The following is a 16,093-nucleotide window of genomic DNA, read 5'->3' on the forward strand; positions in this document are numbered from 1 at the left end:
GAGCGTAAAGCTAAATCGAGTGCGCGCAAAGCAAATCCCTGCGGCGGCGCGGTGCTTCGCTCACCGCGCCAGCATCGGCCCCAGCGGCCGGCCGCCGAACAGATGGACGTGGAGGTGCGGCACTTCCTGGCCCGCATCCCCGCCGACATTGGCGAGCAGGCGGTAGCCGGGCGCCACCAGCCCGTGCTCGCGCGCGACATGGCCGACGGCGCGGACGAAGCCCGCGATCTCGGCATCGGGCGCACGCGCGCTGAAATCGTCCCAGGAGACATAGGCGCCCTTGGGGATCACCAGCACATGGATCGGCGCCTGCGGGGAAATGTCGTGGAAGGCGAGGGCGAAGTCGTCCTCATAGACCCGCTTGGCCGGGATCTCGCCGCGCAGGATCCGGGCGAAGATGTTGCTGTCGTCGTAGGCAAGGGTGGCGTCGATCGGCATGGGAGCGGTCCTTTGCGCGTCAGCGGGGGCGGGCTGCCTTTTCGGCGATCCCCGACAGGCCTTCGCGCCGGTGAAGTTCGGCGCGCACGTCGTCGAGCGACAGGCCGGCGTCGGCGAGCAGCACCAGCAGGTGAAAGAGGAGGTCGGCGGACTCGGACACCAGCCCTTCGCGATCGTCGGCAATCGCCGCGATCACGGTCTCCACCGCTTCTTCGCCGACCTTTTGCGCGATCTTGGCGCGGCCGCGGCTGTGGAGCTTGGCGACATAGGAGGTCGCGGGATCGCCACCCAGGCGGGTGCGGATCACGGCCTGAAGCTGGTCGAGCGGGTCGGTGTCTGCCATCGCCCCCGCTTTCCCGCCGGGGGCGCCCAAGTCAATCCCGCGGCGGCTTGCGACGCGCGCGCAGAGCGCGGCGGGCGATCCAGAGGCCGGCCGCGGCAACCAGGAACAGCGCCACGTCGGAAGGGGCAAAGCCGGTGGGCTCTGCCGCGACGCCGGTGTGGGCGGCAAGCGCGGGAGTGGACAGGAGGAGCGGGGCCAAGCGCATGGGCGCGTTCTAGAGGAGGATGGGGCGGAGCTGAAGGGCCTCCGGCTTCTTTCCCGTACCCCCGCGGAGGCCGGGGCCCCGTTGGACGTCGGTCGAGAGGTGCCGTGACATCGAGAGGCTACCGCAACTGGACCCCGGCCTTCGGCGGGTTCGATGTACCGTTCGCGGCACATCTGCCGTGCTCCTGCGAGGGCAGGAGCCCAGGGTACCGCGCGCTGACAGCCGTTGCTCTGCTTGACCGTGATCCCCGCCTGCGCGGGGATACGGAAGTGGTTCACGTTGCGGGCTCGCGGGCGGCCGCGCCGGGGTATATCCGCTCGAAGCGGGACTAAGGCGTCGCGCGCACAGCCACGCCGGCGGCGGCAAGAGCTGCCCGCGCGTCGGCGATGCTGGCCTCGCCGAAGTGGAAGATCGAGGCGGCAAGGACGGCGCTGGCATGGCCTTCCACCACGCCGGCGACCAGGTCGTCCAGCTTGCCGACGCCTCCGGAGGCAACCACCGGCACGTCGGCCGCGTCCGCGATCGCGCGGGTGAGTGCCAGGTCGTAGCCGTCGCGGGTACCGTCGCGATCCATCGAGGTCACCAGCAGCTCGCCGGCACCCAAGTCGGCGAGGCGGGCGGCATGTTCGAGCGCGTCGATGCCGGTCGCGCGGCGGCCGCCGTGGGTGAAGACTTCCCAGCGGCCGGGCTCGACCTGGCGGGCGTCGATCGAGGCGGTGACGCATTGGCTGCCGAAGCGGTCGGCGATCTCCGCCACCACTTCGGGCCGGGCGACGGCGGCGGAATTGACCGCGACCTTGTCGGCACCGGCGAGCAGCAGCGCGCGGGCGTCGGCGGCCGAGCGGACGCCGCCGCCGACCGTCAGCGGCATGAAGCACACCTCGGCGGTGCGGCGGACCACGTCGACGATGGTGTCGCGGCCCTCGTGGCTGGCGCCGATGTCGAGGAAGCAGAGCTCGTCGGCGCCGGCGAGGTCATAGGCGCGTGCCTGCTCGACCGGGTCGCCAGCATCGCGCAAGTCGACGAAGTTGACCCCCTTTACCACGCGCCCGGCGTGGACGTCGAGGCAGGGGATGACGCGGACGCGGACGCTCATGCGGCGACCCGCAGCGCCTCGGCGAGGTCGAGGCGGCCGTCGTAGAGCGCGCGGCCGGTGATGACGCCCTCGATGCCGGGCTTGCCGCGCAATGCATGGATGTCGTCGATGCCGGCGACGCCGCCGCTGGCGATCACGGGGATGCCGGCCTCGGCCGCGAGGGCGGCAGTGGCGGCGACGTTGCAGCCCTTGAGCAGCCCGTCGCGGCCGACGTCGGTGAACAGCAGCGCGGCGACGCCAGCGTCCTCGAAGCGGCGGGCAAGGTCGGCGACGGTGACGGTGGAGACGTCGGCCCAGCCGCGGGTCGCGACCAACCCGTCGCGCGCGTCGACCGCGACGACGATGCAACCGGGGAGGGCACGGGCGGCGTCGCGGACCAAGTCCGGGTCCTCCAGCGCGGCGGTGCCGATCACGACGCGAGCGACGCCGAGCTCGAGCCAACGGTCGATCGAGGCGCGGGTGCGGATGCCGCCGCCCAGCTGCACGCGGCCGGGAAAGGCGCGGACCACGCTCGCGACCGCATCGCCGTTGACCGAGTCGCCGGCGAAGGCGCCGTCGAGATCGACGACATGGAGATGGTCGGCGCCGGCCTCGGCGAACGCACGGGCCTGCGCGGCGGGGTCGTCGCCGTAGACGGTGGCGCGGTCCATGTCGCCTTCGGCCAGCCGGACGACCTGGCCACCCTTGAGATCGATCGCGGGGAAGACGATCAGCCGGTCGGTCACGGTTGCCATGCGAGGAATCTCTCCAGCAGCGCGATGCCGTAGCGCTGGCTCTTTTCGGGGTGGAACTGGACGCCGAGCAGGTTGTCGCGGCCGATCGCCGCGGTCACCGGCTGCCCGTGGGTGGTGGTGGCGACGACGCCGTCGCCCTCGAACGCGAAACTGTGCAGGAAATAGGCCTCGCCCGGCAGCACGATCGGGTGCTCGTTCACGGGGACCACGTCGTTCCAGCCCATGTGCGGCACGCGTGCTTCGGGGGAAGCCTGCAGCTTGCGGACGGTGCCGGGCAGCCAGTCGAGGCCGGCGTGGGTGCCGAACTCCTCGCCCTGCGTGGCCATCAGCTGCATGCCGACGCAGACGCCTAGGAACGGCACGCCGCCGCGCAGCGCCCGCTCCTCCATCGCCTCGATCATGCCGGGCACGGCGGCGAGGCCATCGATGCAGGCGCGAAACGCGCCGACGCCGGGCAGCACGATGCGGTCTGCGCGGCGCACGACGTCGGCATCGGCGGTGATCGCCATGTCGGCGACTCCGGCGGCCTTCAGCGCATTGGCGACCGAGTGGAGGTTGCCGGCGCCATAGTCGATCAGCGCCAGCGTCATGCGAGCAGCGCGCCGATCCCGGCGCTGGCGATGGCGGCGGTGAAGCCGACGACCTCCAGCGTGGCGACGCCCTCGACGATGTACGGATCGGTGCGCGCGATCGCCTCGACGGCCTCGGCCTCGCCCCGGAACAGCAGCACGCCGCCGGTGGCTGTGGCGCGACGTCCGCCGAGCAGGACTTCACCCGCTTCGATGCGCGCGCTGATCCATTCTAGATGGCGCGGGCGCAGCGCGTCGATCTCGGCGATCGGCTTTACGTAGCTAAGCAGCGCGAGGCTGAGCGGGTGGGCGGGGTAGGCGACGATCACAGCACGCCCTTGGTCGACGGCACGGCATCGGCCTTGCGCGGATCGATCTCGGTCGCGGTGCGCAGCGCGCGCGCCAACCCCTTGAAGATGCTCTCGGCGATGTGGTGGTTGTTGGTGCCGTAGAGCGTCTCGACGTGGAGCGTGATGCCGGCCGCCTGCGCGAAGCTGTGGCAGAAATGCTCGAACATCTCGGTATCCATCGTGCCGAGCTGCGCCTGGGTGAAGCGCGATTTCCACACCAGCCAGGGGCGGCCGGAAATGTCGAGCGCGACGCGGGTCAGCGTCTCGTCCATCGGCGACAGCGCCTCGCCATAGCGGCGGATGCCGCGCTTGTCGCCGAGCGCCCGGGCGAACGCCTGGCCGATGGCGATGCCGGTGTCCTCCACCGTGTGGTGCGCGTCGATGTGCAGGTCGCCCTTGGTGCGGACGGTCAGGTCGATCAACGAATGCCGCGAGAGCTGCTCGAGCATGTGATCGAAGAAGCCGACCCCGGTCTGGACGTCATAGACGCCGGTGCCGTCCAGATTGACGGTCACCTCGATCGAGGTCTCGCTGGTCGAGCGGGTGATGGTGCCAGTGCGCATGATCGTTCCCATAGCGCCGCTGGTCGCGCACGCAACGCAACGAATCTTGACCGCACCCGAAACCCCGCTACCCAAGGCGCATGAACGCTCAAGTGCCCGACAGCCTGATCCCCTATGACGAGATCGTGCAGGATGCCCTGCGCGCCGTCGTCGGCCGCGTGCTGGGGCAAGTCGCCTCCAACGGCGGCCTGCCGGGCGACCATCATTTCTACATCACCTTCAAGACCCAGGCGCCGGGCGTCGACATCCCCAAGCGCCTGGTCGAGCGGTTCCCGGACGAGATGACGATCGTCATCCAGCACCGCTTCTGGGACCTGACGGTGGATGCGTCTCGCTTTTCGGTGGGGCTGAGCTTCAACCAGATCCCCTCGACGCTGATCATTCCCTTCTCGGCGATCACCGGCTTCCACGATCCGGCCGTCAACTTCGAGCTGCGCTTCCAGGCGGCCGAAGGCCCGGACGGTGGCCCGGAGCCGCACGATCCGGCCGAGAACGACGGCCCGCAGGCGAAGCCGGTCGAGGACGGGTCGAACGTCGTCGCGGTGGATTTCAAGCGCAAGAAGTAACGCGGCGCGGGCCGGGTGCAACAACCCGGCCGCTCCTCGCGTTGTCGGGCCATGAGCACCGACAGCAGCACGCGCACCGAAACCGACTCGATCGGCGCGATCGAGGTCCCCGCCAACGCCTATTGGGGCGCCCAGACCCAGCGATCGATCGAGAACTTCCCGTTCGGATCGACCGAGCGGATGCCGATCGGCATCGTCCACGCCCAGGCGATCGTGAAGCAGGCGGCGGCGCGGGTGAACCGCAAGCACGGCCTCGACGCCAAGATCGTCGACGCGATCGAGGCGGCGGCGCAGGAGATCGTCGCCGGCAAACTCGACGACCAGTTCCCGCTGGTGATCTGGCAGACCGGCAGCGGCACGCAGACCAACATGAACGTCAACGAGGTGATCGCCGGCCGCGCTAACGAAGTGCTGAGCGGCACCAAAGGCGGCAAGTCGCCGGTCCACCCCAACGACCACGTCAACATGAGCCAGTCGTCCAACGACAGCTTCCCGACCGCGCTGCACGTCGCAACCGCGATCGCCACGCGCGACGCGCTGCTGCCCGCCCTCGATCAGCTGACCGCCTCGCTCACCGCCAAGGCCGAGGCGTGGGATCACATCGTCAAGATCGGCCGCACCCATACGCAGGACGCGACGCCGCTGACGCTGGGACAGGAGTTCTCTGGCTATGCCGCGCAGCTGGTGAGCTGCAAGGCGCGGATCGAGGGCGCGCTCAACGGCAATATCCGCAAGCTCGCGATCGGCGGCACAGCGGTCGGCACCGGATTGAACGCGCCGGAGGGCTGGGCCGACGACATGACGGCTGCGATCAGCGACATCGCGGGCTGGGAGTTCGAAAGCGCCCCCAACAAGTTCGAGCAGCTGGCGGCCAAGGACGGCCTCGTGTTCTTTTCCGGAGCGCTCAACACGCTGGCGGTGGCGCTCAACAAGATCGCCAACGACATCCGCTTCCTGGGCTCGGGCCCGCGCTCGGGCTTGGGCGAGCTGTCGCTGCCGGCCAACGAGCCGGGCAGCTCGATCATGCCGGGCAAGGTCAATCCGACCCAGGCCGAGTCGCTGACGATGGTCGCGGCGCAGGTGATCGGCAACCACCAGGCGGTAACCGTCGGCGGCATGCAGGGCCATTTCGAGTTGAACGTGTTCATGCCGCTGATCGGCGCGAACGTGCTGCGCTCGATCCACCTGCTCGCGACCGGCATGACGAGCTTCGCCGAGCGCTGCGTCGACGGGACAGTGGCCAACGAGCAGCAGATCGCCGATCTGGTCGGCCGCTCGCTGATGCTGGTGACTGCGCTCGCGCCGGTGATCGGCTATGACAACGCCGCCAAGATCGCCAAGAACGCGCACGAGAAGGGGCTGACGCTCAAGGAGAGTGGGCTGGCGCTGGGGTTGGTCGATGAGGCCACGTTCGACCAGTATGTGAAGCCGGAGACAATGGTCGGGCGGTAGGGCTTCCGCGCAAGACGTGCATTTTCTCCAGCCCGTTTGCCCGAGTAGGGATCGAGCTTGTCGAGAGCCCGTATCGAGAGGGACGGCGCGCGCGACCTCTCGACACGCCGTCTCGACAAGCTCGACGGCTGATCGAGGCAAACAGGAAGGGGAGGGCGGCTGAGCGGCTCGATGGCTGATCGAGGCAAACAGAGAGGGGAAGTCGCTCCGGCCGGCCACTCAACCGGAACCCTCGCGCCCCTCCCGCGCTTTCCCTCTGACACGAACAAGCGAGGGTTCTCATGAGTACGACGACGGTAGGCGCGCTGATCGGCGGCGCGATCGACAGCATGAGCGGCGACGACGGCGCCGCGGACGGCGCGATCGTCGGCGCGGTGACGGCCAATGTGCTCAAGCTGGTGGTGCCGGTCGTCGTCACCTACGCGGTCGGCTGGGCGGTGCTGCGCGGCGCCGAGCAACTTCGCGAACAGCTGTTCCAGCGGGAGAAGACGGCATGATCGGGCGGATCGTAGGGGCGCTGGTCGGCCGCGAGCTGGACCGGCGCGACGGCAGCGGCGGCGCCAAGGGTGCGGCGTTCGGCTATCTGGTCGGCGGCGCGATGCGGCGGATGGGCCCGCTCGGCCTGGTGCTGGGCGGCGGCTATGTCGCCAAAAAGGCCTATGATCGGCGCAAGGCGCGCCAGCGAATCTGACGATGCGGGCGGGGTCAGGCCCCCGCCTGCCACTGGCGCACCGCGTCGCTCGGCGCGATCAGCATCCAGACGTTGAGCGTGAGGTTGTCGCGGATCGCCACCAGGGCGACCAGTTCCAGCGCGATCCCCAGAGCGACCGTGGCCCAAAGCGGCAGCCGACGGGCGACCGCGAATCCCACCAGCATCCAGCCGATGTCGGCGACCGAGTTGACGACGCTGTCGCCTTCATAGCCGAGCGCGATCGTGACGGCGCGATAGCGATCGATGATGATCGGTGAATTCTCGAGCACTTCCCAGCCGGCCTCGACTAGCGTCGCGAGCGCAAGCCGCATCTGCCACGTCTGCCGGCGCAGGATCAGCCAGCCCAGTCCGTAGAAGATCAGGCCGTGCACGACGTGGCTGAGGCTGTACCAGTCGGCGAGATGCTGGCTGTTTTCGGCCGACTGGACGGTGCCGTACCAGAGCTTCACCGTGCCGCAGGTGCAGATCGGGGTGCGGCCCATCGCCAGCAGCGCCAGCGTCGCGACCCCAATGACGGCGAGCGTCGCCCACCACCAGCGGGCAGAATGGGACGGAGTGCGGGTAGGGAAGGTGGTCGCCATGCCTTGACGTATCGCTCCTGCTCGCGCCACTAGCGCGCATGGAAGTGCCGCCAGAGTCCGATCCGCACGGCTTCAAGCGCCGTGGCGTGTTGTTCGTCCTGTCCTCGCCTTCGGGCGCGGGAAAGTCCACCATCGCGCGCAAGCTGCTGGCCGACGAGCCGGGACTGTCGATGTCGGTGTCGGCCACGACCCGCGCGCCGCGGCCCGGCGAGGTCGAGGGCAAGGACTATCACTTCGTCGACCTGGAAGAATTCCGGCGCATGGCGACCGAGCACGAGTTCCTGGAATGGGCGCATGTGTTCGGCCAGCGCTATGGCACGCCGCGGGCCCCGGTGGAGGCGATGCTGGCGGCCGGCAAGGACGTGCTGTTCGACATCGACTGGCAAGGCGCGCAGCAGCTGTTCCAGATCGCGGGCGGCGACGTGGTGCGCGTGTTCATCCTGCCGCCGTCGATGGCGGAGCTGCGCCAGCGGCTGCTCAACCGCAACACCGACGCGATCGAGATCATCGACGCGCGCATGGCGCGGGCGGCGGCCGAGGTGAGCCACTGGGACGGCTATGACTATGTCCTGGTCAACGACGACGTCGAGGGGTGCTTCCGCAAGGTGCAGACCATCCTCGCGGCGGAGCGGCTGAAGCGCTCGCGCCAGACGGGCGTGATCGGGTTCATCCGCAAGCTGATGGCCTGACGCCCGGGGGGAAGACGCCATGGACCCGCAGCCTTCGTCCTCGCCGGCCCCGGCCGACACGACGGCGATCGGGTCCCGGTTGAAGTCGATCGTCGGCGGGTCGACCGGCAACATGGTCGAGTGGTTCGACTGGTACGTCTATTCCGCCTTCACCCTCTATTTCGCGCCGCACTTCTTCCCGAGCGGGGACCAGACCGCGCAGCTGCTGAGCGCGGCGGCGGTGTTCGCGGTCGGCTTCATCATGCGGCCGATCGGTGCCTGGGTGATGGGCATCTATGCCGACCGGCGGGGACGCAAGGCGGGGCTGACACTGTCGGTCACGCTGATGTGCCTGGGCTCGCTGATCATCGCCTGCACGCCGGGGTATGAGACGATCGGCATCGCGGCGCCGGCGCTGCTGGTGCTGGCGCGGCTTATGCAGGGGCTGTCGGTCGGCGGCGAATATGGCGCGAGCGCCACCTATCTGTCGGAGATGGCGGGGCAGGATCGGCGCGGGTTCTTCTCCAGCTTTCAGTATGTCACGCTGATCTCCGGACAGCTGCTTGCGATCCTGGTGCTGCTGGTCCTCCAGGCGGTGATGGATGCGCGCGACCTGGAGCAATGGGGCTGGCGGATCCCGTTCGTGATCGGGGCGATGCTGGCGCTGGTGGTGTTCCGGCTGCGCCGGGGTCTTGCCGAAACGCAGAGCTACAAGAATGCCCAGGCGGCGGGGGCGCCCAGGTCCGGATTCCTCCAGCTGCTGCGCCATCATCCGCGCGAGACGGCGCTGGTGATGCTGCTGACCGCCGGCGGTACGCTCGCCTTCTATGCGTATTCGATCTACATGCAGAAGTTCCTGGTGAACACGTCCGGCTTCTCCAAGGAAGCGGCGAGCCAGATAAACGGCATCACCCTGTTCGTGTTCATGTGCCTGCAGCCGATCGCCGGCGGGCTTTCGGACCGGATCGGGCGCAAGCCGCTGATGGTCGCCTTTGGCGTGGCGGGCGTGCTGTTCACCTATCCGATTTTCAGCGCGCTGGAGCAGACGCAGGACGTGTGGACGGCCGGCCTGCTGGTGATGGCGGCGCTGGTGATCGTCACCGGCTATACCTCGATCAACGCGGTGGTGAAGGCAGAGCTGTTTCCGTCCCACATCCGGGCGCTTGGCGTGGCGCTCCCCTATGCGCTCGCCAACACGCTGTTCGGCGGGACCGCGGAATATGTGGCGCTGCGCTTCAAGGATGCTGGGTGGGAGCGCGGCTTCTACTGGTATGTGACGGCGATGATCGGGGTCTCGCTGCTGGTGTACCTCAGGATGCGCGACACGCGGCACCAGAGCCTGATCCGGGAGGACTGAGGGCGGCGGGAGCCGTCCCGTGCTCCCGCGCAGACGGGAGCCCAGGGCCCGCAGCGACCAGCCGTTGTTCCGTCTGGCCCTGGATCCCCGCCTCCGCCGGGATACGGTGCGCACGAGGCGGAGGATCGCGGGCGGCAACGACCCGCGTCGGTCCTACCGCAATGCGTCGAGAAACCGCACCGCCGCATCGAAATCGCGCCTGCGGATCAGGCGGGCTTCGGTAGCGAGCGGATCCTCGCCCCAGCGCTCGACCTGCCAGTCCTCATCGACATGGGCGGCGTTCCACACCGTCTCGGCATCGAAGGCGCGTTCGGCCAGGGCGAGCGCCAGCACCAGCGAGCCGGTGACCGTCACGATCGGCGACAGGCCGGCGAGCGCGAAGGCATCGCGGGCAGCCGTGGCTTCGGCGAGCCGCGCGATGGTGGCGGGGGGCTGGGCGACGTGCATCACGCCGGCGGTGACCGCGAAGGTCACGTCGTAGCGCTGGCGGGCCCAGCCGAGCACGGGGTCCCAGGCGGCCTGCTGGCGCGCGACCAGCGGCTCGGGATCCTCTGCGCGGTAGCAGAGCAGGTCGCTCTCGCCATAGGCCGCAAGGCCTGCCGCAAAGGCCGCGGGATCGGGGGCGACGCGGTCGATCGCGGCGTTGGCGAGGCCGGTGAGCGGCATCGCGCGGGGATCGAGCCGGTCGGCGACCGCGTTCCACTCGTCTGCCACCGCCTGCGCGAGGGCAGGGGTCGGGAGCGCCAGCGGCACGCGACCCGGGGTGCGGACGGGACGGCCGTCCAGCGCGATGCCGAGGCCGGTCTCGGCGGGCTCGACGGCGACGGTCTTCCAGAAGCGTTTCATGGCCTGGGCGGAGTCCTCCAGCGGTGGGCCAGGGCGCGGGGCACCACTGCCATCACATACAGCGCGCACAGCACGATCGCGACGCCCAGCAGCTTGGGCGGCCACTCGGTCGCGCGCGTGAGCAGCATGAGCCCCAGCACCGCGCCGCAGGAAGCGACGATGCGCACCAGCACCATCACCAGCCAGCGGTTGCGGGCAGGATCGGCGCTCATGCGCGCATCTCGACGGGCAGGGGGCACAGCGTCTCGGCCAGCGCCGGCAGCGCCGAGGCATGGTCGAGCACGTGGCGCGCGCCAGCGGCGGTGAGTTCGGCGACCGTGTGATAGCCCCAGGCGACGCCGATCGGGTGCACGCCGGCGGCGGCGGCCATGGCGATGTCGAAGCTCGTGTCGCCGATCATCACGGTGTTCTCCGGATGCGCACCCGCCTCCGCCATTGCCAGCGCCAGCATGGAGGGGTGGGGCTTGGACGGGTGACGATCGGCCGTCTGGAGCGTGACGAAGCGGTCGGAAAGGCCGTGATGCTCGAGGATCAGCGCGAGCCCGCGATCCGACTTGCCGGTGGCGACGCCCAGCAGCCAGCCGTCGGCGAGAAGCCGGTCGATGGCCTCGGCAACGCCGTCGAACAACGGCTCGTCCGCGAGGCCGCCGCCGGTGCGCATCGCGCGGAAGTGACGCTTATAGTCCTCCGCGAGGGCGGCGTGCAGCGTCGGCCCTCCCGCGGGCGCGAGCCGGGCGACGGCCTCGACCAGGCTCAGGCCGACGATGCGGCGGATGGCCGCGCGATCCGGCAGCGGCAGCTGCGCGGAGCCGAAGGCCAGCTCCATCGCGCGGCAGATGTTGGCCTGGCTGTCGACCAGCGTGCCGTCGCAGTCGAACACCGCGAGCCGGGTCATCCGCGTCCCCGGCTGCGCCGCTCGCCACGGCGTTCCTTGCGCACCGTCTTGGCATGCGCCTTCGCCTTGGCCTTCTGCACCGCGCGGCTGGGGGGCGGGGGCGTGTCCTCCGCCATCGCGTCGCCAAGGGTCATGTCGAACCCGAGCAGGTCGATGCTCTCGGCGAAGTGCTGGGGCAGTTCCGCCGTCACGTCGATCTTGCCGCCGTCCGGGTGATCGATGCGGATGCGGCGCGCGTGGAGGTGCATCTTGCGGCTGACGCCGCCGGTCAGGAACGCCGCCGCGCCGCCGTACTTGCCGTCGCCGACGATCGGATGGCCGATCGCCGCCATGTGCACGCGCAGCTGGTGGGTGCGGCCGGTATAGGGCTGCAGCTCCACCCAGGCGGCGCGGTTGCCGACGCGCTCGATCACGCGGTAGCGCGAGCGGGAGGGCTGGCCCTCTTCCTCGTCCACGTGCATCTTCTCGCCGCCGCTGCCCGGCTGCTTGGCGAGCGGCAGGTCGATCATGCCGTCGTCGATGTCGGGTACGCCGATCACCAGCGCCCAATAGGTCTTGCGGGCCGAGCGGCCGGAAAAATGCTTGGAGAAGAAGGCTGCGGCACGCGACGTGCGCGCGAGCAGCAGCGCGCCCGAGGTGTCCTTGTCGAGCCGGTGGACGAGCTTGGGTCGGCCCTCCGCATCGAACTGGAGCGCGTCGAGCAAGCCGTCGACATGGTCGTGCGTCTTGGTGCCGCCCTGGGTCGCGAGGCCCGGCGGCTTGTTGAGCACGATTGCCTGCGCGTCGCGGTGGATGACCATCGACTGGGCGAGTTCCACCTGCTCGGGTGCGAGCGGCGGGCGCTGTGCTTTCGGACGCGGAGCCTTTTCCGGCTCGGGCGGCGGGACGCGGATCTGCTGGCCTTCGGTCACGCGGTCGCCTGGCGTCGCGCGGGCGCCGTCGACGCGCAGCTGGCCGGTGCGCGCCCAGCGCGACACGGTGTTGAAGCTGACGTCGGGCAGGTGCCGCTTGAACCAGCGGTCCAGGCGGACGCCGTCGTCGTCGGCACCGACGGTGAACTGGCGAACGGCGTTGGGCGTGTCGCTCATGCGGCGATCCTTCCGAGCGAGAGGCCGGCGAACAGTGCGGCGATGGCGCCGACGACCGACGCCAGGACATAGAGGAGCGCCGAGGCGAGTTCGCCGCGCTCGATCATCAGCGCCGCATCGAGCGAAAAGGCCGAAAAGGTGGTGAAGCCGCCGAGCACGCCAACGCCGAGCAGAAGCCGCCCCGTCTCACCGCCCAGGGCGCCGCGCGCGAGCACTGCGACCAGCAGGCCCATGGCGAAGCCGCCGATCAGGTTGACGCCGAGCGTCCCCCAGGGCCAGCCGGGGCCAAAGAGACCGAGCGCGGCGCGCCCGAACAGATGGCGCAGCCCGGCGCCGACTGCGCCGCCGAGCATGACGAGTAAAAGATTGCCCATGATCGGCTGCGCCTAGCGCATCGGCGCGCGGCTGAACAGGCGCGTGGTACCGGGAACGCTTCAAACGCCCTTGTTCAACACCATGTCGATGTTGGTGCGGGGGCCGTCGGGGGCGAGGAACAGCACATAGACGCCGCCGTCGCGCCCACGGCTGCCGGCGAGCACATGCTCGTTGCCGTCGAGCTGATGCCCGCTCGCGTAGCCGGCGCGGGTCGCGCGGGTGTAGTACCAGTCGACGAGCTGCCCGAGCGGCGCCTCGACGGTGAAGCTCACCACCCGGAACCGGCAACCGGAGACCTGGCTGCCTGCTGCCTCGGTGAGCTTCGCCTGCGGGTGGAGCGGCAGGTCAGGCGGCAGCCGCTTTGCCCAGTCGGTTGCGTAGGTCAGGTTGCGCGTGCAGTCGACCGGCGCCGTCCCAGCACGTTGCGGCGCCCCGGCGAGGGTGACCGCACGGCGCGCGGCGTCGCATTCGGGGCAGGCGCCGGCCCGCTTGGCCGGGGGCGCCGCGAGCAACCGTTCCGTGGCGTCGGCGGCGTTCGCGGCAGTGGCGGGGCGAGGCGGTGTCGTCGGGTTCGCGCGTCGCTCGTTCGTGCCGGCGAGACGCTTGGGGTCCACCAGGATGCGGTTGCCGAGTGCGGCTGCCGCCTTATCGTTCCCGGTCAATTCCGCATCCAGCGCAGCGACGTTGTCGTCGCCTGGATCGGCTCCCTCACAGCCTGCGAGCGCAAGCAGCGAAAGGACGGCGGCGAGGCACGGCAGTCGACGCATCGGGCTCTCCCACACGAGGGGCAATGGCGAGAGGGTCAGACAAGACAAAGCCCGTGTAAACCATGTTCTGCGGCCGATCGGGCGGGGAGTCCCGATGCGGTGCAGGAATGGAGGCCAGGCGAGAGGAATAAAGAAAAGGCCGGGCCGCTTGCGCGGACCCGGCCCTTAGAGATCAGCGGCGGCGGGTGCCGTTCGCTTCGGTGGTGAGGCGCTTGATCAGGTCGACCTCGGCCTTGCGATAGGGGGTGCCGTCGGCGCGCAGCACCTCGTGGAACCAGATGGTCGGCTCCTCATAGGTGTAGGGCTTCTTCCAGCTGTCCCACGGCATGCGGGTCTGCGACTTGCCGTCGACGAAGCCCCAGTTGAACATCGCGATGTTGTACTTCTTGCCGAGCGGCAGCGACCCGTCGAAGGTCGATCCGTTCCCGCGCGCCATATATTCGGTGCAGAAGACGGGGCGGCCGTAGCTGAGCACCTGCTTTGCGCGGGTCTCCCACTGTTCGGGCCAGTTATAGTCGTGGAAGCTGTTGATGTCGGACTGGCTGAGCTGGATGCGTTCGACCGCGTCCAGCGTCTCGGCCTTGTCCCAATGCTCGCCGATCCACACGCCGCTGGTGAGCGGCTGGACGGGATCGACGCTGCGCGCCCAGTCGAACACGCGGCCGAGCAGCCCCGCGACCAGCGCGGTCTTGTTCGGGGTCGGGGCATAGTTGCCGCCGCCGCCGTTGTTCGGCTCGTTCCACACGTCCCAGCCGAGCACGCGCTTGTCGTTGGCAAAGGTGCCGACGACGTCCTTCACATAGCCTTCGAGCTTGTCATACTGGCTGGTGTCGGCGAGGCGTGCGGCACCCGGCGCCTGCATCCAGCCCGAATTGTGGACCCCCGGGATCGGCGGGCGCTGCGGCCCTGCCACCGGATTCGGATCCCAGCAGCTGTCGAACAGCACGAACAGGACGCGGATCTTGTGCTTGTCGGCGATCTGGAGGAACTGGTCCATCCGCTGCTTCAGGCCCGCCGCGTCATTCTCCCACAGCATGTTGTGGAGGTAGACGCGCATGACGTTCATGCCCATGTCCTCGGCCCAGCCGAGTTCCTGGTCGATCTGCTGCGGATTGAACGTCTCCGCCTGCCACATCTCGAACTGGTTGATCGCGCCGCGATTGTTGTAGTTGGCGCCGACCATCCACGGCTGCTTGCCATACCAGCTCTTGGCCTGGGCAGGCGTCCACAGGTCGCGCGCATCGGCCGGAAGCGAGGTCGCGATCGTCGCGAAGGCTGCACCGGCGAGCAGCAGAAGGCGGGTCATGGTACGGGACTCCCTTGGAGATTAGCGCTGCTGGGGCGGGGTGGTCTGCCCCGTGGAGAAGCGATAGGTCATGGTGTTGCGATAGGTCTGGCCCGGGTCGAGCCGCGCGGACCCGAACGCCGGCTGGTTCACCGTGTCCGGGAACAGCTGCGGCTCCAGCACCAGCGCGTCGCCGCCGCGGTAGATGCGCTGCGCCTTGCCGGTGACGGTGCCGTTGATGAAGTTGCCCGAATAGAATTGCAGGCCCGGCTGGTTGGACCAGAGCTCGAACCCGCGGCCCGACAGCGGATCGTGGACGCGCGCCATCAGGTGCTGATCTTGGGTGACGCGGTCGCCGATCACCCAATTGTGGTCGTAGCCGCGGCCGTAGACCATCTGGATGTCGCGGGCGTCGCGCACGCGCTCGCCGATCTGATGCGGCGTGCGGAAGTCGAACACGGTGCCTGCGACCGGACGCTGCTCGCCGGTCGGGATCAGCGTCTCGTCCACGGGCGTGAAGCGCTGGGCGGGGATCTCCAGGATGTGGTTCATCGCGCCCGCGCTCGAACCCTCGCCCGAGAGGTTCCAATAGGCGTGGTTGGAGAGGTTCACGACGGTCGGCCGGTCGGTGGTGGCGCGATAGTCGATGGTGAGGGCGTTGTTCTCGTCGAGCGAGTAGGTCGCATCGACGGTGAGCGTGCCGGGATAGCCCTGGTCGCCGTCGCGGCTGACGTAGCGCAGCGTGACCGAGGGCGTCGTGCCGGACTTCACCGAGACCACGTCCCACACGACCTTGTCGAACCCGCGGGTGCCGCCGTGCAGCGCATTAGGGCCGTCGTTGATGGGCGTCTGGTAGGTCTTTCCGTCCAGCGTGAAGCGGCCGCGCGCGATGCGGTTGGCGACGCGGCCGACGGTGGCGCCGAAGAACTCCGGCTGCTTGAGATACCCGGCCATGTCCGGATAGCCGAGCGTGACGTCGTCGATGCGGCCTTCGCGGTCCGGCATCTTGAGCGACTGGAGGCTGGCGCCCCAGGCGATCACCGTCGCCGACACGCCATGGCTGTTGGTGAGCGTGACCGCCGGCACCGGCTTGCCATCGCTGGTGCGGCCAAAGGTCGAGCGCTTGGCCTCGCCCGCCTGAGCCGTATTGGCCGTCAAGCCTGCCACGGCCGCCGCCGCAAGCAACATCCACGCATGGCGCAT

General features: G+C 69.4%; 23 protein-coding genes. 6 read left to right on the forward strand and 17 right to left on the reverse strand.

From position 1 onward, the window contains the following. Positions 1 to 60: 60 nt before the first annotated feature. From EO081_RS01960 to hisB, 8 genes are all read right to left on the reverse strand, one after another. The gene (locus tag EO081_RS01960; RefSeq protein WP_129340265.1) at positions 61 to 438 is read right to left on the reverse strand and encodes a histidine triad nucleotide-binding protein; all 378 of its coding nucleotides are present in this window, start codon (positions 436 to 438) and stop codon (positions 61 to 63) included. Positions 439 to 457: 19 nt separating this feature from the next. Continuing rightward, positions 458 to 781, reverse strand: a complete 324-nt coding sequence (locus tag EO081_RS01965; protein WP_129340266.1) for a phosphoribosyl-ATP diphosphatase — start codon at positions 779 to 781, stop codon at positions 458 to 460. A 31-nt stretch (positions 782 to 812) separates the two neighbouring features. Continuing rightward, positions 813 to 986, reverse strand: coding sequence for a hypothetical protein (locus EO081_RS16715; protein ID WP_165284446.1), 174 nt, complete (start codon positions 984 to 986; stop codon positions 813 to 815). Between the two features lie 328 nt (positions 987 to 1,314). Then, a complete protein-coding gene (hisF, locus tag EO081_RS01970; protein ID WP_129340267.1) occupies positions 1,315 to 2,082 on the reverse strand; it encodes an imidazole glycerol phosphate synthase subunit HisF in 768 nt (255 codons plus the stop codon). Then, the gene (gene hisA, locus EO081_RS01975; RefSeq protein ID WP_129340268.1) at positions 2,079 to 2,816 is read right to left on the reverse strand and encodes a 1-(5-phosphoribosyl)-5-[(5-phosphoribosylamino)methylideneamino]imidazole-4-carboxamide isomerase; all 738 of its coding nucleotides are present in this window, start codon (positions 2,814 to 2,816) and stop codon (positions 2,079 to 2,081) included. Before hisA ends, hisF begins: the two co-directional genes overlap by 4 nt. After that, positions 2,804 to 3,406 carry an imidazole glycerol phosphate synthase subunit HisH gene (hisH, locus tag EO081_RS01980; RefSeq protein ID WP_129340269.1) on the reverse strand — a complete coding sequence of 201 codons (603 nt, stop codon included), beginning with the start codon at positions 3,404 to 3,406 and terminating at the stop codon, positions 2,804 to 2,806. The genes hisA and hisH overlap by 13 nt, the downstream gene beginning before the upstream one ends. Beyond that, positions 3,403 to 3,714, reverse strand: a complete 312-nt coding sequence (locus EO081_RS01985) for a YciI family protein (RefSeq protein WP_129340270.1) — start codon at positions 3,712 to 3,714, stop codon at positions 3,403 to 3,405. The genes hisH and EO081_RS01985 overlap by 4 nt, the downstream gene beginning before the upstream one ends. After that, positions 3,711 to 4,298: an imidazoleglycerol-phosphate dehydratase HisB gene (gene hisB / locus EO081_RS01990; RefSeq protein WP_129340271.1), complete on the reverse strand. Its 588-nt coding sequence runs from the start codon at positions 4,296 to 4,298 to the stop codon at positions 3,711 to 3,713. Before hisB ends, EO081_RS01985 begins: the two co-directional genes overlap by 4 nt. Positions 4,299 to 4,378: 80 nt before the next feature. Between hisB and EO081_RS01995 the strand changes: the two genes are divergently transcribed. From EO081_RS01995 to EO081_RS02010, 4 genes are all read left to right on the forward strand, one after another. Next, positions 4,379 to 4,864: an SspB family protein gene (locus tag EO081_RS01995; RefSeq protein ID WP_129340272.1), complete on the forward strand. Its 486-nt coding sequence runs from the start codon at positions 4,379 to 4,381 to the stop codon at positions 4,862 to 4,864. 51 nt (positions 4,865 to 4,915) lie between these two features. Further along, positions 4,916 to 6,316 (forward strand): class II fumarate hydratase, encoded by a 1,401-nt coding sequence (gene fumC, locus EO081_RS02000; RefSeq protein WP_129340273.1) that lies wholly within the window; start codon positions 4,916 to 4,918, stop codon positions 6,314 to 6,316. A gap of 281 nt (positions 6,317 to 6,597) precedes the next feature. After that, positions 6,598 to 6,813, forward strand: a complete 216-nt coding sequence (locus EO081_RS02005; RefSeq protein ID WP_129340274.1) for a hypothetical protein — start codon at positions 6,598 to 6,600, stop codon at positions 6,811 to 6,813. Further along, positions 6,810 to 7,007, forward strand: coding sequence for a hypothetical protein (locus EO081_RS02010; RefSeq protein ID WP_129340275.1), 198 nt, complete (start codon positions 6,810 to 6,812; stop codon positions 7,005 to 7,007). The genes EO081_RS02005 and EO081_RS02010 overlap by 4 nt, the downstream gene beginning before the upstream one ends. 14 nt (positions 7,008 to 7,021) lie before the next feature. Here the strand turns inward: EO081_RS02010 and EO081_RS02015 are convergent, their stop codons facing one another. Then, positions 7,022 to 7,609: a DUF2585 domain-containing protein gene (locus EO081_RS02015; protein WP_129340276.1), complete on the reverse strand. Its 588-nt coding sequence runs from the start codon at positions 7,607 to 7,609 to the stop codon at positions 7,022 to 7,024. A 38-nt stretch (positions 7,610 to 7,647) separates the two neighbouring features. Between EO081_RS02015 and gmk the strand changes: the two genes are divergently transcribed. After that, positions 7,648 to 8,298: a guanylate kinase gene (gmk, locus tag EO081_RS02020; protein ID WP_129340277.1), complete on the forward strand. Its 651-nt coding sequence runs from the start codon at positions 7,648 to 7,650 to the stop codon at positions 8,296 to 8,298. Positions 8,299 to 8,317: 19 nt separating this feature from the next. Then, the gene (locus tag EO081_RS02025) at positions 8,318 to 9,634 is read left to right on the forward strand and encodes an MFS transporter (protein ID WP_129340278.1); all 1,317 of its coding nucleotides are present in this window, start codon (positions 8,318 to 8,320) and stop codon (positions 9,632 to 9,634) included. Positions 9,635 to 9,787: 153 nt separating this feature from the next. On the opposite strand, the gene EO081_RS02030 is transcribed toward EO081_RS02025, so the two are convergent. The 8 genes from EO081_RS02030 to EO081_RS02065 form a co-directional block, all read right to left on the reverse strand. After that, positions 9,788 to 10,480: an ATP12 family chaperone protein gene (locus EO081_RS02030; protein ID WP_129340279.1), complete on the reverse strand. Its 693-nt coding sequence runs from the start codon at positions 10,478 to 10,480 to the stop codon at positions 9,788 to 9,790. After that, complete coding sequence (locus EO081_RS02035; RefSeq protein WP_129340280.1) at positions 10,477 to 10,692, reverse strand: hypothetical protein; 216 nt, start codon at positions 10,690 to 10,692, stop codon at positions 10,477 to 10,479. Before EO081_RS02035 ends, EO081_RS02030 begins: the two co-directional genes overlap by 4 nt. After that, the gene (locus tag EO081_RS02040) at positions 10,689 to 11,375 is read right to left on the reverse strand and encodes an HAD-IA family hydrolase (RefSeq protein WP_129340281.1); all 687 of its coding nucleotides are present in this window, start codon (positions 11,373 to 11,375) and stop codon (positions 10,689 to 10,691) included. The genes EO081_RS02035 and EO081_RS02040 overlap by 4 nt, the downstream gene beginning before the upstream one ends. Beyond that, a complete protein-coding gene (locus EO081_RS02045; RefSeq protein WP_129340282.1) occupies positions 11,372 to 12,463 on the reverse strand; it encodes an RluA family pseudouridine synthase in 1,092 nt (363 codons plus the stop codon). The genes EO081_RS02040 and EO081_RS02045 overlap by 4 nt, the downstream gene beginning before the upstream one ends. Then, a complete protein-coding gene (gene crcB / locus EO081_RS02050; protein WP_129340283.1) occupies positions 12,460 to 12,837 on the reverse strand; it encodes a fluoride efflux transporter CrcB in 378 nt (125 codons plus the stop codon). Before crcB ends, EO081_RS02045 begins: the two co-directional genes overlap by 4 nt. 60 nt (positions 12,838 to 12,897) lie before the next feature. Then, positions 12,898 to 13,605, reverse strand: a complete 708-nt coding sequence (locus EO081_RS02055; protein WP_129340284.1) for a hypothetical protein — start codon at positions 13,603 to 13,605, stop codon at positions 12,898 to 12,900. A gap of 172 nt (positions 13,606 to 13,777) precedes the next feature. Further along, the gene (locus tag EO081_RS02060; protein WP_129340285.1) at positions 13,778 to 14,911 is read right to left on the reverse strand and encodes a cellulase family glycosylhydrolase; all 1,134 of its coding nucleotides are present in this window, start codon (positions 14,909 to 14,911) and stop codon (positions 13,778 to 13,780) included. Positions 14,912 to 14,932: 21 nt separating this feature from the next. Further along, positions 14,933 to 16,093 (reverse strand): aldose epimerase family protein, encoded by a 1,161-nt coding sequence (locus EO081_RS02065; RefSeq protein ID WP_240697509.1) that lies wholly within the window; start codon positions 16,091 to 16,093, stop codon positions 14,933 to 14,935.

This window comes from Sphingomonas desiccabilis (genome assembly GCF_004135605.1).
In the GTDB taxonomy this organism is placed as follows: domain Bacteria; phylum Pseudomonadota; class Alphaproteobacteria; order Sphingomonadales; family Sphingomonadaceae; genus Sphingomonas; species Sphingomonas desiccabilis.

Bases quoted from the DNA above. Each gene is read 5' to 3' on its own strand.
- EO081_RS01960 (WP_129340265.1), bottom strand. From the start codon at position 438: ATGCCGATCGACGCCACCCTTGCCTACGACGACAGCAACATCTTCGCC.
- EO081_RS01965 (WP_129340266.1), bottom strand. From the start codon at position 781: ATGGCAGACACCGACCCGCTCGACCAGCTTCAGGCCGTGATCCGCACC.
- EO081_RS16715 (WP_165284446.1), bottom strand. From the start codon at position 986: ATGCGCTTGGCCCCGCTCCTCCTGTCCACTCCCGCGCTTGCCGCCCAC.
- hisF (WP_129340267.1), bottom strand. From the start codon at position 2,082: ATGAGCGTCCGCGTCCGCGTCATCCCCTGCCTCGACGTCCACGCCGGG.
- hisA (WP_129340268.1), bottom strand. From the start codon at position 2,816: ATGGCAACCGTGACCGACCGGCTGATCGTCTTCCCCGCGATCGATCTC.
- hisH (WP_129340269.1), bottom strand. From the start codon at position 3,406: ATGACGCTGGCGCTGATCGACTATGGCGCCGGCAACCTCCACTCGGTC.
- hisB (WP_129340271.1), bottom strand. From the start codon at position 4,298: ATGCGCACTGGCACCATCACCCGCTCGACCAGCGAGACCTCGATCGAG.
- EO081_RS01995 (WP_129340272.1), top strand. From the start codon at position 4,379: ATGAACGCTCAAGTGCCCGACAGCCTGATCCCCTATGACGAGATCGTG.
- fumC (WP_129340273.1), top strand. From the start codon at position 4,916: ATGAGCACCGACAGCAGCACGCGCACCGAAACCGACTCGATCGGCGCG.
- EO081_RS02005 (WP_129340274.1), top strand. From the start codon at position 6,598: ATGAGTACGACGACGGTAGGCGCGCTGATCGGCGGCGCGATCGACAGC.
- EO081_RS02010 (WP_129340275.1), top strand. From the start codon at position 6,810: ATGATCGGGCGGATCGTAGGGGCGCTGGTCGGCCGCGAGCTGGACCGG.
- EO081_RS02015 (WP_129340276.1), bottom strand. From the start codon at position 7,609: ATGGCGACCACCTTCCCTACCCGCACTCCGTCCCATTCTGCCCGCTGG.
- gmk (WP_129340277.1), top strand. From the start codon at position 7,648: ATGGAAGTGCCGCCAGAGTCCGATCCGCACGGCTTCAAGCGCCGTGGC.
- EO081_RS02025 (WP_129340278.1), top strand. From the start codon at position 8,318: ATGGACCCGCAGCCTTCGTCCTCGCCGGCCCCGGCCGACACGACGGCG.
- EO081_RS02030 (WP_129340279.1), bottom strand. From the start codon at position 10,480: ATGAAACGCTTCTGGAAGACCGTCGCCGTCGAGCCCGCCGAGACCGGC.
- EO081_RS02035 (WP_129340280.1), bottom strand. From the start codon at position 10,692: ATGAGCGCCGATCCTGCCCGCAACCGCTGGCTGGTGATGGTGCTGGTG.
- EO081_RS02040 (WP_129340281.1), bottom strand. From the start codon at position 11,375: ATGACCCGGCTCGCGGTGTTCGACTGCGACGGCACGCTGGTCGACAGC.
- EO081_RS02045 (WP_129340282.1), bottom strand. From the start codon at position 12,463: ATGAGCGACACGCCCAACGCCGTTCGCCAGTTCACCGTCGGTGCCGAC.
- crcB (WP_129340283.1), bottom strand. From the start codon at position 12,837: ATGGGCAATCTTTTACTCGTCATGCTCGGCGGCGCAGTCGGCGCCGGG.
- EO081_RS02055 (WP_129340284.1), bottom strand. From the start codon at position 13,605: ATGCGTCGACTGCCGTGCCTCGCCGCCGTCCTTTCGCTGCTTGCGCTC.
- EO081_RS02060 (WP_129340285.1), bottom strand. From the start codon at position 14,911: ATGACCCGCCTTCTGCTGCTCGCCGGTGCAGCCTTCGCGACGATCGCG.
- EO081_RS02065 (WP_240697509.1), bottom strand. From the start codon at position 16,093: ATGCGCCATGCGTGGATGTTGCTTGCGGCGGCGGCCGTGGCAGGCTTG.